Raw genomic sequence first — 13,455 nt, 5'->3', positions numbered from 1 at the left:
CCTCCTAGGCCAGCTGGACGAGCAAGTGATTGCCGTCCGCAGCCAGCGGCTGATTATCTTGCGACACCACACGCTCGGCCAGCAACACCATGCTGCCGCTGCCCACCGCGCCGCTGACGCTCAGGCGCACCAGCGCAGCATTGGCCGGGTCGATCGTCGCGCTGGCAATGGCCATGGCGGGCAGCAGCGAGTAATTCGCGACATTCTGGCCGGAAGTCTTCTCGACCGGAAGACTGAAGGTGACACTCAACACGTCGCGCGCGGCCGACAGCACCGCTTTCTCCAACCGCAAGCCGGTCGGCGGCGGCACGCCGCACGCGGGAACGCCGAAGAAGCTCAAGGCGTTCGTCATGGTTTGCTGCCGGCAGGCGATGCCGGGGTTGGCGCAAGGATCGAGATCCGCCGCCGACTCTACGCCGAACAGCTTGCACAACGCCCCGAACTGCTCCAGGCCGCGCGACACCACGCCCACATACACGGTATCCGTGACCATGCGGCGCAGAACGTAGGCCACCGCCTGATAGTCGGCGTCGCAGACGCAGTTCCGGCCGCCGAGACGCTCAGCCATGCTGGTCAGGGCGATCAGCGCCAGTTCGGAGAACACGCCGGGCAGCCGCAGGAACGCGCCGCTGATCACGACAAAGGATTGGCCGTCGGAGACAAACGCTGAAACGTTAGGCTCGGTGCTACGCCAATCGACCAGGAACACCAGATTGGGATAGACCGTCCTGGCCCAGCCGATTACGCGCTGCGCCGCGATGCGGGGCGAAGGATCGCCGAGCGAGCGGAACTTGACCGTCGATGCCAGGTACTGCGCCTGGTCCGCCGTGAGCCAGCGCTTGGCGCTTTGCGGCACCGTCACCAGGTTGTGGTTGACGCCGCCAAAGACCGACGGCAACGCCGTCGTTACCAGCGCCATGGCGGCCGGCCCGTGGTGCAGGGCCGCATACTCGGGAGTGCCGATTTCCGGCGGCAGCTCCTGCTCCGCGCCAAGCGCCGTCGCGCCATCGGCTTCGAAATGGACCTGTACCTCGTAGTCCGCGGTGACGATGCCGTTCGAGTTGACCAGATGGCCGGCCAGGTTGCTGCCGTCGTAGTCGCCGACCAGCGCCAGCGAGTGTATCGAGGTGGGAACCGGCTGATCATTCAGGATGCCGAGGATCACCTTGGCCGAGCCGCCGTCCGCTTGCGCCAGCAGATCGCCCGGCGCCAGATACTGCGATGCCTTCAAGCGGCCATTTGAGGCCAGCAGAAAGAGGTGGCCCGGCGTTACCAGGATTTGACGCGGCGCGGCCTCGCCTTGCATCTGATAGAAAATCAGTATCAAGCCGTGGATGTCGGCGCTGGACGTCGGGCCGCTGCGGAATTTAATCTCCGTGGCTTGCCACTTCAGGTCGGCGCCGGCGGCCAGGATGGTTTGGCCCGCCTCCAGGTCCTGCACCATGGCCCAGGTGCCATGGTCTTTCTCGATCGGCGTACCGGCGGTAAAACAAGAACAGCAGCAATAGCAATAGGCAGGCACCCCCTGCCCTCCACCATTGGGGTCCAGGGTAAGAAAGGGGGTGTCGACCGGCATGCCCAACGCCGAGCAATGGGTGTTATTGATAAAGTCCGCAGTGCCGCAGATGCTCGGGCACTGGTGATTGAGTGGGGGCGGCTGCTGTGCAATCCGGTCAAGACAAAGTTGCGTAGTCATTATTATCCTTCCCTAGTGGTTAATACGTTAAGCATTAAATACTAGAAAAGAAGCAGAAATATACGCCAACTGTCACCTCTGGTTAAATAATAAAAAATTATCCTTTTTTAACAACATTCAGCCGTAGCCCCACTGGAGGCGGTCAAATGAGTTGCTTCTTACAACCCATAGTATCAATCCAGATCCGAGGCGCTGTGCCGCTCAGGCACCTGCTCTTCCGGCTCGCCGAAGGTGCGATTGACCTTGCGGCCGCGGATCACCGCCGGCCGCGCGGCGATGTCGTCGGCCCAGCGCTTGACGTTTTTATACTCGTGCACCGACAGGAACTCGCCGGCGCCGTAAATCTTCCCGAGTACCAGCACGCCGTACCAAGGCCAGATCGCCATGTCGGCGATGGTGTACTCATCGCCGGCGATGTAGCGGTGCTCGGCCAGCTGGCGATCGAGCACGTCGAGCTGGCGCTTGGCTTCCATCGCATAGCGGTTGATCGCGTATTCGATTTTTTCCGGCGCATAGGCGTAGAAATGGCCGAACCCTCCGCCAAGGAATGGCGCGGAACCCATCTGCCAGAACAGCCAGTTCAAGGTCTCGGTGCGCGCAGCCAGGTCCTTCGGCAGGAAGGCGCCGAACTTCTCCGCCAGGTACACCAGGATGGAACCGGATTCGAACACGCGCAGCGGCTTCTCGCTGCTGCGGTCGACCAGCGCCGGGATCTTCGAATTCGGATTGATGTCGACAAAGCCGCTGGAGAACTGGTCGCCGTCGTTGATGCGGATGAGCCACGCATCGTATTCGGCGCCGGCATGGCCGAGCGCCAGCAACTCTTCCAGCAGGATCGTCACCTTGACGCCGTTCGGCGTTCCCAGCGAATACAGCTGCAACGGGTGCTTGCCGACCGGGAGTTCCTTGTCGTGCGTGGCGCCTGCCACCGGACGGTTGATGCTTGCGAACGTGCCGCCCGAAGGGCTTGCGGCAGTCCAGACTTTGGGTGGTACGTACTTCGATTGATCCGTCATTCAATACTCCATGCATATTCAGTAAAACGTCATTCAGAATATCACGGGCAACGCAAACGCGTTGCCCGCCCCTCCGCTGCAATCAGGGCTTGCTGGCGCGCGTCGCCAGGAAGGTTGGCAGATAGCGGTCGATCACAAAGCGCGGCTGCGGTTGATGGTCTTCATGGAAGCCGGTCAGCACAAAGCCTGCGTCCATCTGGCCGCCGATTTGCTCGCTCAGGCTATGGCCGAACACCAGTGCATCGCCGCGCTGACGCTTCTCCGCCAGCGCCTCCGCACTCAAATGATCGACATCGGAATACGGCAACGTGAAGCGCGGACATATCACCCCCTGTTCTGCATAATGCGGGGCGCGGTCGCCGACAAACACCACCGGGTTATAGAAACTGCTCAGCAAACTGCCGCCGCTACGCAGCACGCGGAAGCACTCGCGCCAGACGGGCCGGATGTCCGGCACATACAGGTTGGAGATCGGATGAAAAACCAGATCGAAGGACGCATCGGCAAACACCGACAGATCGCGCATATCGCCCTGCACCACCTTCAGTTCCAGGCCGTCGCGCTGCGCCACCATGCGATCCTGCTGCAATTGCAGATCCGAGGCGTCGAATACGGTGACGATGGCGCCGGCCGCCGCCAGCACCGGCGCCTGCTGCCCGCCGCCCGAGGCCAGGCACAATATGCGCAGGCCGCGCACATCGCCCAGCCAGCCGGCGGGCAAAGCCCCCGGCGTCAGCCTGACTTGCCAGTTGCCGTTGCGGGCGGCGGAGATTTCGTCCGCCCCCACGGGCTGCGACCACTCGCAATGCTGCGCCGCCTGGCGGTCCCACGAAGCGCGGTTATGGTTGAATACATCGATAGAATTGTTATCCGTATGAGGCATGAGTTTTCCTTGAATAGATGGAGAAACTGCCCTCGATACTGCGACCGCAGGATGGCGTAACGAACTGGCGCGGCCCGATGGAACAGGCGCGCGCGGAAGCAACGCTGGAAATGAACGTACAGTATGCGGCAGGCAGATCGCGTGTAGGCAGCGATAAGTCAGTAGGCATTACTTGTTCATGTCGGCGCGCTCCGGTGGAATGGAAGAGCGCCGATTCTAGCATGGCTAGTCGTTGCGCATCTGAGCCTGCGACACATTGCTCCCCGCCGGCACGCTCTGCGTCAGCCAGACATTGCCGCCGATGGTGGAGCCGGCGCCGATGGTGATGCGCCCCAGGATGGTGGCGCCGGCGTAGATCACCACGTCGTCCTCCACCACCGGATGGCGCGGCACGCCCTTGATCAAGCTGCCCTTCTCGTCCGCCGGGAAGCGCTTGGCGCCCAGCGTCACGTGCTGGTACAGGCGCACGCGCTGGCCGAGGATGGCCGTCTCGCCGATCACCACGCCGGTGCCGTGGTCGATGAAGAAGCTGCCGCCGATCTGCGCGCCGGGGTGGATGTCGATCCCGGTCAGCGAATGGCCGATGTCCGATATCAGCCGCGCCAGGAACGGAGAGCCCAGGCGGTGCAGGCTGTGCGCCAGCCGGTAGTACAGGATGGCGATGGTGCCCGGATAGCACAGCATGATCTCGGCCACCGAGGTCGCCGCCGGATCGCCGGAGAACGCGGCCTGCACGTCGGATACCAGCAGGCCGCGTATGCCCGGCAGGCCGGCTGCGAACTCGCGCGTGATGGCGTTGGCCTGGCGCGTCAGCTCCTCGTCGTCCGGCACGGCGTCTTCCAGCGAGAACTGCAGGCCGCGCCGCACCTGCTCCGTCAGCCGGTTCAAGGTGGTGTTGAGTGTGTCGCCGACGAAGTAGTCGATGCTCTCGTCGGTCAGGTTGGGACGGCCGTAGTGGGTGGGGAACAGCGCCGCCGACAGGCCGTTGACGATGATCGTCAGCGCCTCGCGCGACGGCAGCTCGCGCACCTTGCCGTGATGGCGGATATTGTGCGTGGCCTCGCGCGACACGCGCAGCTGCTCGATCACGCTGCCCAGGTTCCAGTGCGACGGCTTGACGCCGGTTCCGTCATAGGTATCGATAGTCATAATGTCTCGAATAATTAAAAACGCGGGCAGCATCGCCCATCCTCGCAGCTTAATCGTCCGTCGGCAGCGGGCGAAGGAATGATTTCGCCCTTGGATATGCGATGACCGCATATCGCGTAAAATGCCGGCTCCACCGAACAATACGCCTTTCATGAATATTTTGCTGACACTGCTGCTGGCCGGCCTGACCATGGTCGGGCCGCTGGCGATCGACACCTACCTGCCGTCGTTTCCGGCGATCGCCCAGACCTTCGACGCCAGTCCGATGCTGATCCAGCAGACGCTGAGCATGTTCCTGTTCTGCTTCGCCTTCATGATGCTGTTCTACGGCACGCTGTCGGACTCCTTCGGCCGCCGTCCGGTGATCCTGATCTCGCTGGTGGCCTACATCGCCGCCTCCATCGTCGGCGCGATGGCGCCGTCCATCGGCGTGCTGCTGGCCTGCCGCATCGTGCAGGGCCTGGCGGCCGGCGCGGGTTCGGTGGTCGGCCGCGCCATCGTGCAGGACCGCTTCTCCGGCGCCGCCGCGCAGAAGATCCTGTCGCACATCATGATGGTGTTCGGCCTGGCGCCGGCCATCGCGCCCGTGCTGGGCGGCTGGCTGCAGGTGAGCTTCGGCTGGCGTTCGATCTTCTGGTTCCTGAGCGGCTTCGGCATCCTGATGTTCATCGCCGTGCAGCGCGCGCTGCCGGAAAGCCTGGCCGTCAAGGACCGCCATCCCTTCCACCTCGGCGCCATCGCCGCCAACTACTGGAAGGTGCTGTGCCACCACCACTTCCTGCTGCTGTCGATCGCGGTCGGCATGAGCTTCGCGGGCGTGGCGCTGTATATCGGCTCGGCCGCCTACTTCGTGATGAACATCCTGCATCTGCCGGAGACCGCGTTCGCATGGATGTTCGTGCCGCTGATCAGCGGCATGGTGGTCGGCTCGGCGCTGTCAGGCAAGTTCGCCCACAAGTTCGCGCGCAAGACGCAGGTGTGGATGGGCTTTGCGGTCATGATCGCGGCCGGCATCATCAACGTCGCCTACAACAGCGTCTTCGTCGCCGCCGTGCCTTACGCCGTGATGCCGCTGTTTATCTACTCCTTCGGCCTGGCGCTGGCGATGACGCCGTTGTCGCTGATCGCGCTGGAGTACTTCCCGAACAACAGCGGGCTGGCGTCGTCGATGCAGTCCTTCATCCAGATGCTGCTGTTCGCGCTGGTGTCCGGCCTGGTGGCGCCGCTGCTGTTCGACAGCGCGCTGAAACTGGCCTGGGGCGTGCTGGCCAGCCTGGTCGTCAGCCTGCTCGCATGGCTGCTGGCCCTGACCGGAAAACCCGTCACCCACTAATCCAACGCGCCGCTTTGTGGCACACTGCTCACCCATGGAACTCCACATCGTCATCGAAGGCAGGAAGGATCTGGGCGGGCAGCTATACCGCCAACTGAGCGACTCGATCCGCAGCGGAAGGCTGGCCGACGGCCAGCAGCTGCCCCCTACCCGCCTGCTGGCGGAGCAACTGGGCCTCTCCCGCAAGACCGTCTCCGATGTCTACACCCGCCTGACGCAGGAACGGCTGGTGCTGGGCCAGGTCGGCAAGGGCAGCTTTGTCAGCGCGCCGGCCGAGGCCAAGCCGCGCCGGCAGGCCGCCAACAACCTGGCCAGCGCCGCCATCGTCGCCCGCTGGGACGCCATGCACACGCCGCTGCGCAACCCGTTCCCGGAAGGCCGCTCGCGCTATGAGTTCATCGGCGGCTGCATCACCCCCAGCCTGTTCCCGGTCGACGAATGGCGCCGCTGCGTGATGCACGGCCTGCGCCAGGAAGTCAAGGGTAGCGGCATGTACCGCCAGGCGGAAGGCATCGCCGAGCTGCGCGCCGCCATCGCCCACCATGCGGCCTTTGCGCGCGGCGTGGTCTGCACCGCCAACAATGTGGTGGTGACGAACGGCGCCCAACAGGCGCTGGACCTGCTGGGCCGCGTGCTGCTGGAGCCGGGCTGCGTGGTGGCGGTCGAGGAGCCGGGCTATCCGGCGGCGCGCATGCTGTTCGCCAGCCAGGGCGCGCACATCGTCGGCATCGGCGTCGACCACGAGGGCATGCTGGTCGACCAGATCCCGCAAGGCACGCGGCTGATCTACACCACGCCGGCCCACCAGTTCCCGCTGGGGATGCCGATGAGCGTGGCCCGCCGCGAGGCGCTGCTGGCGCGGGCGCTGGAGATCGGCGCCATCATCATCGAGGACGACTACGACAGCGAGTTCCGCTACGAAGGCCGCCCCACCGATTCGCTGCAAAGCATGGACCGGCACGGCGTGGTGGCCTTCGTCGGCAGCTTCTCCAAGGTGATGCTGCCGGAACTGCGGCTGGGCTACGCGGTGCTGCCGGAGGCGGTGCTGAACGCCGTCCTCACCGTCAAGCACCTGAACGACTGGCACACCGCCACCGCCAGCCAGCACGCGCTGGCCAAGTTCATCGGCGACGGCTACCTGTCGCGCCATATCCGCCGCTGCGCCGCCACCTACGCGACGCGGCGCCAGCGCCTGCAAGCGCTGTTTGCCGATGCGCTGTCGCCTTGGTTCGAGCTGGTGCCGGCCAGCGCCGGCTTCCACCTGGCGGCGCTGTGCAAAAAGCCGCTCGACCTGGACCTGCTGCTGCGGCTGGCGCGGCGTGCCGACGTCGGCCTCTACCCGCTGTCGAACTTCTACGCCTCCACGCCGCCCAAGGCCGGCCTGTTCCTCGGCTACGGCGGCATCGAGACGCTGGATATCGATGTGGCCCTGCTGCGCGTGCGCGACATCCTGCAGCAAATGGAGTAAAGCCTGATCAGCATGTAGAATAGTGGACGAACCGTAACGACGACCTCCAGCCATGCGCCTCACCTCATTTACCGATTACTCCCTGCGTACCCTGCTCTACCTGTGCGCGCACCGGGACCAGCTGGTGACGATCCAGGACATCGCCGATATGCACTCGATCTCGAAAAACCACCTGATGAAGGTGGTGTACCAGCTGGGGCAATCCGGCCTGGTGGAGACGGTGCGGGGCCGCAACGGCGGCCTGCGGCTGGCCAAGGATCCCAAGGACATCAACATCGGCGCCCTGGTGCGGATGACGGAGACCGATTTCTTCATGGCCGAATGCTTCGACCGCGAGCACGACACCTGCCCGCTGACGCCCAACTGCGCCCTGAAGCACACGCTGAACGACGCCACGCGCGCCTTCCTGGCCGTGCTGGATCAGCAAACGCTGCAAGACATGCTGCCGCAGCAGGCCGAAGCCGGCGCCGCCAAGCCGGTACGCATCGTCCGCGGCGCGGCCGCCTAGCCGCCTGGCGCTATGCCGCGCCTTGCCGCAGCTGCGGCAGCGACGCCATCAAATCCGAGAAACGCTGCCCCTGTATCATCACGTGCTCGCGCAGCAGATGCGCGGCCAGCTCGCCATCGCCGCTGACGATGGCCTGCACCACGCCGTCATGCTCATGGTAGGAATTATGCAGACGGTCGCGCACCCGCAACTGCAGGCGGCGGTAAGGCCGCAGGCGCCGGTACAGATTGCGCGTCTGCTCGATCAGGAACTGGTTATGGCTGCCGGCGTAGATCGCCTCGTGGAATAGCTCGTTCTTGTAGTAGTAGACGTCCGGCTCCTGCGCATCGCGCGCATCCAGGCAGGCCTGGTGCGCCGCCAATAGCGACTGCTGCTCCTCACGCGTCATGCGCCGCGCCGCCAGCCGGCCGCAGGTCGCCTCCAGCTCCGACATCACCTCGAACATTTCCACCAGCTGCTGCGGCCCCAGCTCGGCGACGATGGCGCCGCGCCGCGGCCGTATCACCACCAGCCCCATGGACGCCAGCTGTATCAGCGTCTCGCGCACCGGGGTGCGGGAGACGCCGAAGCGGGCGGCCAGTTCGGTCTCGTCCAGATGCTGGCCGGGTTTGAGCTCGCCGACGGCAATCATCTCTTCTATTTCTTCGCGCAGGGTGGCGGAGTGGGTGGTCATGGTGTTTGTAGCCTTGTGGTTTACAGCTCGTGTATAACAAGCTTCATTATAAGCAGTGAATATAGCTTGACAATGTATTCCAACAAGATATTCTTGTATACACAAGAAAGATCGTTGCATATTTTACCCACCTTGGAGGAATTATGAGCGTTATCACCCGCAGGACCGTCCTGGCCGCCCTGGCCGCCAGCCCTTTGCTGCTGCAACCGGCGTGGGCGCAGAACACCACCCTCAAGATTTCGCACCAATTCCCCGGTGGGACCGTCGCCGAAGGCGATTTCCGCGACCGCCTGACCCGCATGTTCGCCGCCGAGGTGGAAAAGCGCAGCAAGGGCAGCCTCAAATTCGAGATCTATCCCGGCTCCTCGCTGATGAAGACCAACGCCCAGTTCTCCGCCATGCGCAAGGGCGCGCTGGACATGTCGCTGGTGCCGCTGTCGTACGCGGGCGGCGAAGTCCCGGAAGTAAACATCGGCCTGATGCCCGGCCTGGTGACGTCCTACGAACAGGCCTACGGCTGGAAGAACGCCGAAGTGGGCAAGGAGTTGAGCCGCATCCTCAATGAAAAAGGCATCGTGCTGATTAGCTGGATCTGGCAGGCCGGCGGCGTGGCCTCGCGCACCAAGCCGGTGATCGATCCGGACGACGCCAAGGGCATGAAGATACGCGGCGGCTCGCGCGAGATGGACCTGATCCTCAAGGCCGCCGGCGCCGCCGTGGTCTCGCTGCCGTCCAACGAGATCTACGCCGCCATGCAGACCGGCGCGATGGAAGCGGCGCTGACCTCCTCCACCTCGCTGATCTCGTTCCGGCTGGAGGAAGTGTCGAAGGCGCTGACCACCGGCCGCGCCGGCGCCTACTGGTTCATGTTTGAGCCGCTGATGATGTCCAAAGCCGTGTTCGTCCGCCTGAGCAAGGACCAGCAAGCCACCATCATGGCCGTCGGCGCCGAGATGGAAGCCTTCGCGCTGAGCTCCGCCAAGGCCGACGACCAGGCCGTGGCCGATGTCTACGCCAAAGCCAAGGCCAAGGTGGTGGACCTGAATCCGGCCGCGCTGAAGAAATGGCAGGCCATCGCCCGCACCACCGCCTGGAAGGACTATGGCGAACGCAATGAAAACTGCGCCAAGCTGCTGAAACTGGCGGAGAAGACGCTGTGAGCCACGGCATAGAGCTGGAGCCGCCGCGCGCGGCCGCCCCGCCGGACAACGCCTTCGTCGCGGCGGCCACCGCGCTGCTGAACAAGCTCAATCACGGGCTGATGGTGGTGTCCATGGTGGCGCTGGTGCTGACGGCCTTCGTGCTGACCTACTCCGTGGTGTCGCGCTACTTCTTCCACGCGCCCACCGACTGGCAGGACGAAGCCTCGGTATTCATGCTGGTCGGCGTGACGTTTTTCTGCACCGCCTACGTGCAGTCGCATCGCGGCCATATCGGCATCGAGGCGCTGGCGACGCTGCTGCCGCCGCGCGTGAATGCGGCGCGGCTGTTCATGGTGGACCTGGTGTCGGCGCTGTTCTGCGCCTTCTTCTCATGGAAATCGTGGACGCTGTTCTATGAAGCCTGGGTCGACGGCCAGACCACCTCGTCGACCTTCGCGCCGCCGCTGTGGATACCCTACGCCATGATGGCCGCCGGGATGAGCATCCTCACGCTGCAAATCGTGCTGCAAACGCTGGCACGCATGACCAACAAATCTTCATCGGAGCGCGCAGCATGAGCGACCTGACTCTGGGCGCCCTGTACGGCGCCGTCACCCTGGTGGTGATGTTCTCCGGGATGCCGATCGCCTTCGCGCTGGGCGTGGTGGCCACCGGCTTCATGTACTTCTGCATGCCGCCCTCCTCGCTCGACACCATCACGCAGAACGTGTACGAAGAGATGGCCTCGATCACGCTGCTGTCCATTCCCCTGTTCATCCTGAAGGGCGCGGCCATCGGCAAATCACCGGCCGGCAAAGACCTGTACTCCGCCATCCACACCTGGATGCACAAGATACCGGGCGGCCTGGGGATCGCCAACGTATTCGCCTGCGCGCTATTCGCGGCGATGGCCGGTTCCTCGCCTGCCACCTGCTCGGCCATCGGCTCGGCCGGCATTCCCGAGATGCGCCGCCGTGGTTACTCGCCAGGCTTCGCGGCCGGCATTATCGCCGCCGGCGGCACGCTGGGCATTTTGCTGCCGCCGTCGATCACCATGATCCTGTACGCGGTCGCCGCCGAGCAGTCCCTGGGCCGCCTGTTCCTGGCCGGCATAGGCCCGGGCGTGCTGCTGGTGCTGCTGTTTGCAGGCTACGCCGTCTACCGCGCCCACAAGGAATACAAGGCTGCGCTGGTCATCTACGAACAGGGCGGCGCCAAGTCGGCCTATCTGGAGGACGAGCACTTCACGCTGGCGCAAAAGGTCGAGATGCTGCCGCGCGTGCTGCCCTTCCTGGTCCTGCTGATCGGTGTGATGGTCGCGCTGTACGGCGGCTTCGCCACCCCGTCCGAAACGGCGGGCCTGGGCGCGCTGCTGGCGCTGGTGCTGCTGGCCGTGATCTACGGCGTGTGGAAGCCCAAGGATCTGTCGCCCATCCTCAGCTCCTCGATCAAGGAATCGACGATGCTGCTGCTGATTATCGGGATGTCGCTGTTCTATTCCTACGTGATGAGCTACCTGCACATCAGCCAGTCGGCCGCCGCGTGGGTGGTCAGCCTGCACCTGTCGAAATGGCTGCTGCTGGCGGTGATCCTGCTGATGGTGATCGTGTTCGGCTTCTTCCTGCCGCCGGTTTCGATTATCCTGATGACCGCGCCCATCATCCTGCCGCCGCTGAAGGCCGCCGGTTTCGACTTGATCTGGTTCGGCATCGTCATGACGGTGGTGATGGAGATGGGCCTGATCCATCCGCCGGTGGGGCTGAACATCTTCGTCATCAAGAACATCGCGCCCGACATTCCGCTCAAGGATGTGGTGTGGGGCGTGTTCCCGTTCCTGATCCTGATGTTCGTGGCGGTGCTGTTGTTGTGCGTCTTCCCGTCTATTTCCACCGGCCTGCCGGACATGATCATGGGAGCAAAATAAATGAACTGGAATACCCTGCAGCAGAACCGCGCCGCGCGCTTGCAGCGGGCCAGCGCCGCATTGGGCAATCAGCTGGACGGCAAAAGCCTGCCGGCTGCGCGCATCGCGGACCTGCTGCATGCGGTGCTAGAGTGCGGCGACCGCGTCTGCCTCGAAGGGAACAACCAGAAGCAGGCCGACTTCCTCGGCCATGCGCTGGCCCACCTGAACCCGGAGCGCGTCAACAACCTGCACATGCTGCAATCGGTACTGGCGCTGCCCGAGCACCTGGACGTGTTCGAGCGCGGCGTCGCCTCCAAGCTGGACTTCTCGTTTTCCGGCCCGCAGGCGGTGCGGGTGGCGCGGCTGGCTTCCGCAGGCAAGCTCAATATCGGCGCCATCCACACCTACCTTGAGCTCTTCAGCCGCTACTTCATCGACCTGCCGCCGCGCGTCTGCCTGATCGCTGCGGAGGCGGCCGACCGCCACGGCAACCTGTACACCGGCCCGAACACCGAGGACACGCCGGCCATCGTCGAAGCCACGGCATTCAAGCAGGGCATCGTCATCGTGCAGGTCAACCGCATCGTCGACACCGTGCCGCGTGTGGACGTGCCGGGCGACTGGGTCGATTTCGTCGTGCAGTCGCCGCGCCCCTATTACATCGAGCCGCTGTTCACGCGCGATCCGGCGCAGATCTCGGAGATCCAGGTGCTGATGGCGATGATGGCGATCAAGGGCATCTACGCCGAATACGAAGTGCAGCGGCTGAACCACGGCATCGGCTTCGACACCGCCGCCATCGAACTGCTGCTGCCGACCTACGCCGAATCACTAGGCCTGCGCGGCAAGATCGGCAAGCACTGGGCGCTCAATCCGCATCCGGCGCTGATACCGGCGATCGAAGCGGGCTTCGTGCAGTCGGTGCACTCCTTCGGTTCGGAGCTGGGCATGGAGGACTACATCCATGCGCGGCCGGACGTCTTCGCCATCGGCCCGGACGGCACCATGCGCAGCAACCGCGCCATGTGCCAGGCCGCCGGCCACTACGCCTGCGACATGTTCATCGGCTCGACGCTGCAAATCGATTTGCAGGGGAATTCGTCGACCGCCACCGCCGGCCGCATCTCCGGCTTCGGCGGCGCATCCAACATGGGCGCGGATGCGCGGGGACGGCGCCACGCCAGTCCGGCGTGGCTGAAGGCGGGCAAGCAGGCACGCGAAGGACGCAACACCATCCCGCGTGGCCAGAAGCTGGTGGTGCAGATGGTGGAGACCTTCCGCGAGCATATGCAGCCAGCCTTCGTCGAGAAGCTCGACGCGTGGGAGCTGATGGAACAGGCGAAGATGGCGATCCCGCCGGTGATGATCTACGGCGACGACGTCAGCCACATCCTGACCGAGGAAGGCATCGCCAACCTGCTGCTGTGCCGCACCGACGAGGAACGCGAGCAGGCCATACGCGGCGTGGCAGGCTACACGCCGGTCGGGCTGGCGCGCGACCGGCGGATGGTCGAGAACCTGCGGGATCGCGGTATCATCCAGCGCGCCGAGGATCTCGGCATCGACAAGCGCATGGCCACGCGCGACCTGCTGGCCGCCCGCAATATGAAAGACCTGGTGCGCGCATCGGGTGGCTTGTACCAGCCCCCCAAGCGTTTCCGCAACTGGTAAGGAGCTCAAG

The 13,455-nt window shown here is 64.4% G+C and carries 12 protein-coding genes; 7 read left to right on the top strand and 5 right to left on the bottom strand.

The annotated features are described in order from the left end of the window. Window positions 1-4: 4 nt before the first annotated feature. The 4 genes from GEV01_RS10060 to epsC form a co-directional block, all read right to left on the bottom strand. Window positions 5-1,576 (bottom strand): hypothetical protein, encoded by a 1,572-nt coding sequence (locus GEV01_RS10060; protein WP_152803845.1) that lies wholly within the window; start codon window positions 1,574-1,576, stop codon window positions 5-7. A 293-nt stretch (window positions 1,577-1,869) separates the two neighbouring features. Next, on the bottom strand, window positions 1,870-2,712 hold the full coding sequence (gene yghU, locus GEV01_RS10055) for a glutathione-dependent disulfide-bond oxidoreductase (protein ID WP_152803843.1): 843 nt from the start codon (window positions 2,710-2,712) through the stop codon (window positions 1,870-1,872). 82 nt (window positions 2,713-2,794) lie between these two features. Further along, the gene (locus GEV01_RS10050) at window positions 2,795-3,595 is read right to left on the bottom strand and encodes a class I SAM-dependent methyltransferase (RefSeq protein WP_152803841.1); all 801 of its coding nucleotides are present in this window, start codon (window positions 3,593-3,595) and stop codon (window positions 2,795-2,797) included. Between the two features lie 225 nt (window positions 3,596-3,820). Continuing rightward, entirely contained in the window at window positions 3,821-4,744 is a 924-nt protein-coding gene (gene epsC / locus GEV01_RS10045; protein WP_152803839.1) for a serine O-acetyltransferase EpsC, read from the bottom strand. A 151-nt stretch (window positions 4,745-4,895) separates the two neighbouring features. On the opposite strand from epsC, the gene GEV01_RS10040 reads away from it, so the two are divergent. From GEV01_RS10040 to GEV01_RS10030, 3 genes are read left to right on the top strand one after another with little or no spacing between them, the layout of a single operon-like run. Next, window positions 4,896-6,077, top strand: coding sequence for a multidrug effflux MFS transporter (locus tag GEV01_RS10040; protein WP_152803837.1), 1,182 nt, complete (start codon window positions 4,896-4,898; stop codon window positions 6,075-6,077). 34 nt (window positions 6,078-6,111) lie between these two features. Then, a complete protein-coding gene (gene pdxR, locus GEV01_RS10035) occupies window positions 6,112-7,545 on the top strand; it encodes a MocR-like pyridoxine biosynthesis transcription factor PdxR (RefSeq protein WP_152803835.1) in 1,434 nt (477 codons plus the stop codon). Between the two features lie 52 nt (window positions 7,546-7,597). After that, window positions 7,598-8,053, top strand: a complete 456-nt coding sequence (locus GEV01_RS10030) for an RrF2 family transcriptional regulator (RefSeq protein WP_152803833.1) — start codon at window positions 7,598-7,600, stop codon at window positions 8,051-8,053. A gap of 10 nt (window positions 8,054-8,063) precedes the next feature. Here the strand turns inward: GEV01_RS10030 and GEV01_RS10025 are convergent, their stop codons facing one another. Beyond that, a complete protein-coding gene (locus GEV01_RS10025; protein WP_008449589.1) occupies window positions 8,064-8,726 on the bottom strand; it encodes a GntR family transcriptional regulator in 663 nt (220 codons plus the stop codon). A 143-nt stretch (window positions 8,727-8,869) separates the two neighbouring features. On the opposite strand from GEV01_RS10025, the gene GEV01_RS10020 reads away from it, so the two are divergent. From GEV01_RS10020 to mdcA, 4 genes are read left to right on the top strand one after another with little or no spacing between them, the layout of a single operon-like run. Beyond that, complete coding sequence (locus GEV01_RS10020) at window positions 8,870-9,886, top strand: TRAP transporter substrate-binding protein (RefSeq protein ID WP_152803831.1); 1,017 nt, start codon at window positions 8,870-8,872, stop codon at window positions 9,884-9,886. Continuing rightward, a complete protein-coding gene (locus GEV01_RS10015) occupies window positions 9,883-10,446 on the top strand; it encodes a TRAP transporter small permease (RefSeq protein WP_328595475.1) in 564 nt (187 codons plus the stop codon). The genes GEV01_RS10020 and GEV01_RS10015 overlap by 4 nt, the downstream gene beginning before the upstream one ends. Next, window positions 10,443-11,792 (top strand): TRAP transporter large permease, encoded by a 1,350-nt coding sequence (locus tag GEV01_RS10010; RefSeq protein WP_152803829.1) that lies wholly within the window; start codon window positions 10,443-10,445, stop codon window positions 11,790-11,792. The genes GEV01_RS10015 and GEV01_RS10010 overlap by 4 nt, the downstream gene beginning before the upstream one ends. Then, window positions 11,793-13,445, top strand: a complete 1,653-nt coding sequence (gene mdcA / locus GEV01_RS10005; protein WP_152803828.1) for a malonate decarboxylase subunit alpha — start codon at window positions 11,793-11,795, stop codon at window positions 13,443-13,445. Window positions 13,446-13,455 lie beyond the last annotated feature (10 nt).

It is taken from the genome of Rugamonas rivuli, from assembly GCF_009380165.1.
Taxonomy (GTDB): Bacteria; Pseudomonadota; Gammaproteobacteria; order Burkholderiales; family Burkholderiaceae_D; genus Rugamonas; species Rugamonas rivuli.
Note: the sequence above shows the minus strand (reverse complement) of the source record. Positions and strands in the feature narration are given on the sequence as shown.

Excerpts from the sequence above, each read along its gene's own strand:
- GEV01_RS10060 (WP_152803845.1), bottom strand. The coding sequence starts at position 1,576 with ATGCCGGTCGACACCCCCTTTCTTACCCTGGACCCCAATGGTGGAGGG.
- yghU (WP_152803843.1), bottom strand. The coding sequence starts at position 2,712 with ATGACGGATCAATCGAAGTACGTACCACCCAAAGTCTGGACTGCCGCA.
- GEV01_RS10050 (WP_152803841.1), bottom strand. The coding sequence starts at position 3,595 with ATGCCTCATACGGATAACAATTCTATCGATGTATTCAACCATAACCGC.
- epsC (WP_152803839.1), bottom strand. The coding sequence starts at position 4,744 with ATGACTATCGATACCTATGACGGAACCGGCGTCAAGCCGTCGCACTGG.
- GEV01_RS10040 (WP_152803837.1), top strand. The coding sequence starts at position 4,896 with ATGAATATTTTGCTGACACTGCTGCTGGCCGGCCTGACCATGGTCGGG.
- pdxR (WP_152803835.1), top strand. The coding sequence starts at position 6,112 with ATGGAACTCCACATCGTCATCGAAGGCAGGAAGGATCTGGGCGGGCAG.
- GEV01_RS10030 (WP_152803833.1), top strand. The coding sequence starts at position 7,598 with ATGCGCCTCACCTCATTTACCGATTACTCCCTGCGTACCCTGCTCTAC.
- GEV01_RS10025 (WP_008449589.1), bottom strand. The coding sequence starts at position 8,726 with ATGACCACCCACTCCGCCACCCTGCGCGAAGAAATAGAAGAGATGATT.
- GEV01_RS10020 (WP_152803831.1), top strand. The coding sequence starts at position 8,870 with ATGAGCGTTATCACCCGCAGGACCGTCCTGGCCGCCCTGGCCGCCAGC.
- GEV01_RS10010 (WP_152803829.1), top strand. The coding sequence starts at position 10,443 with ATGAGCGACCTGACTCTGGGCGCCCTGTACGGCGCCGTCACCCTGGTG.
- mdcA (WP_152803828.1), top strand. The coding sequence starts at position 11,793 with ATGAACTGGAATACCCTGCAGCAGAACCGCGCCGCGCGCTTGCAGCGG.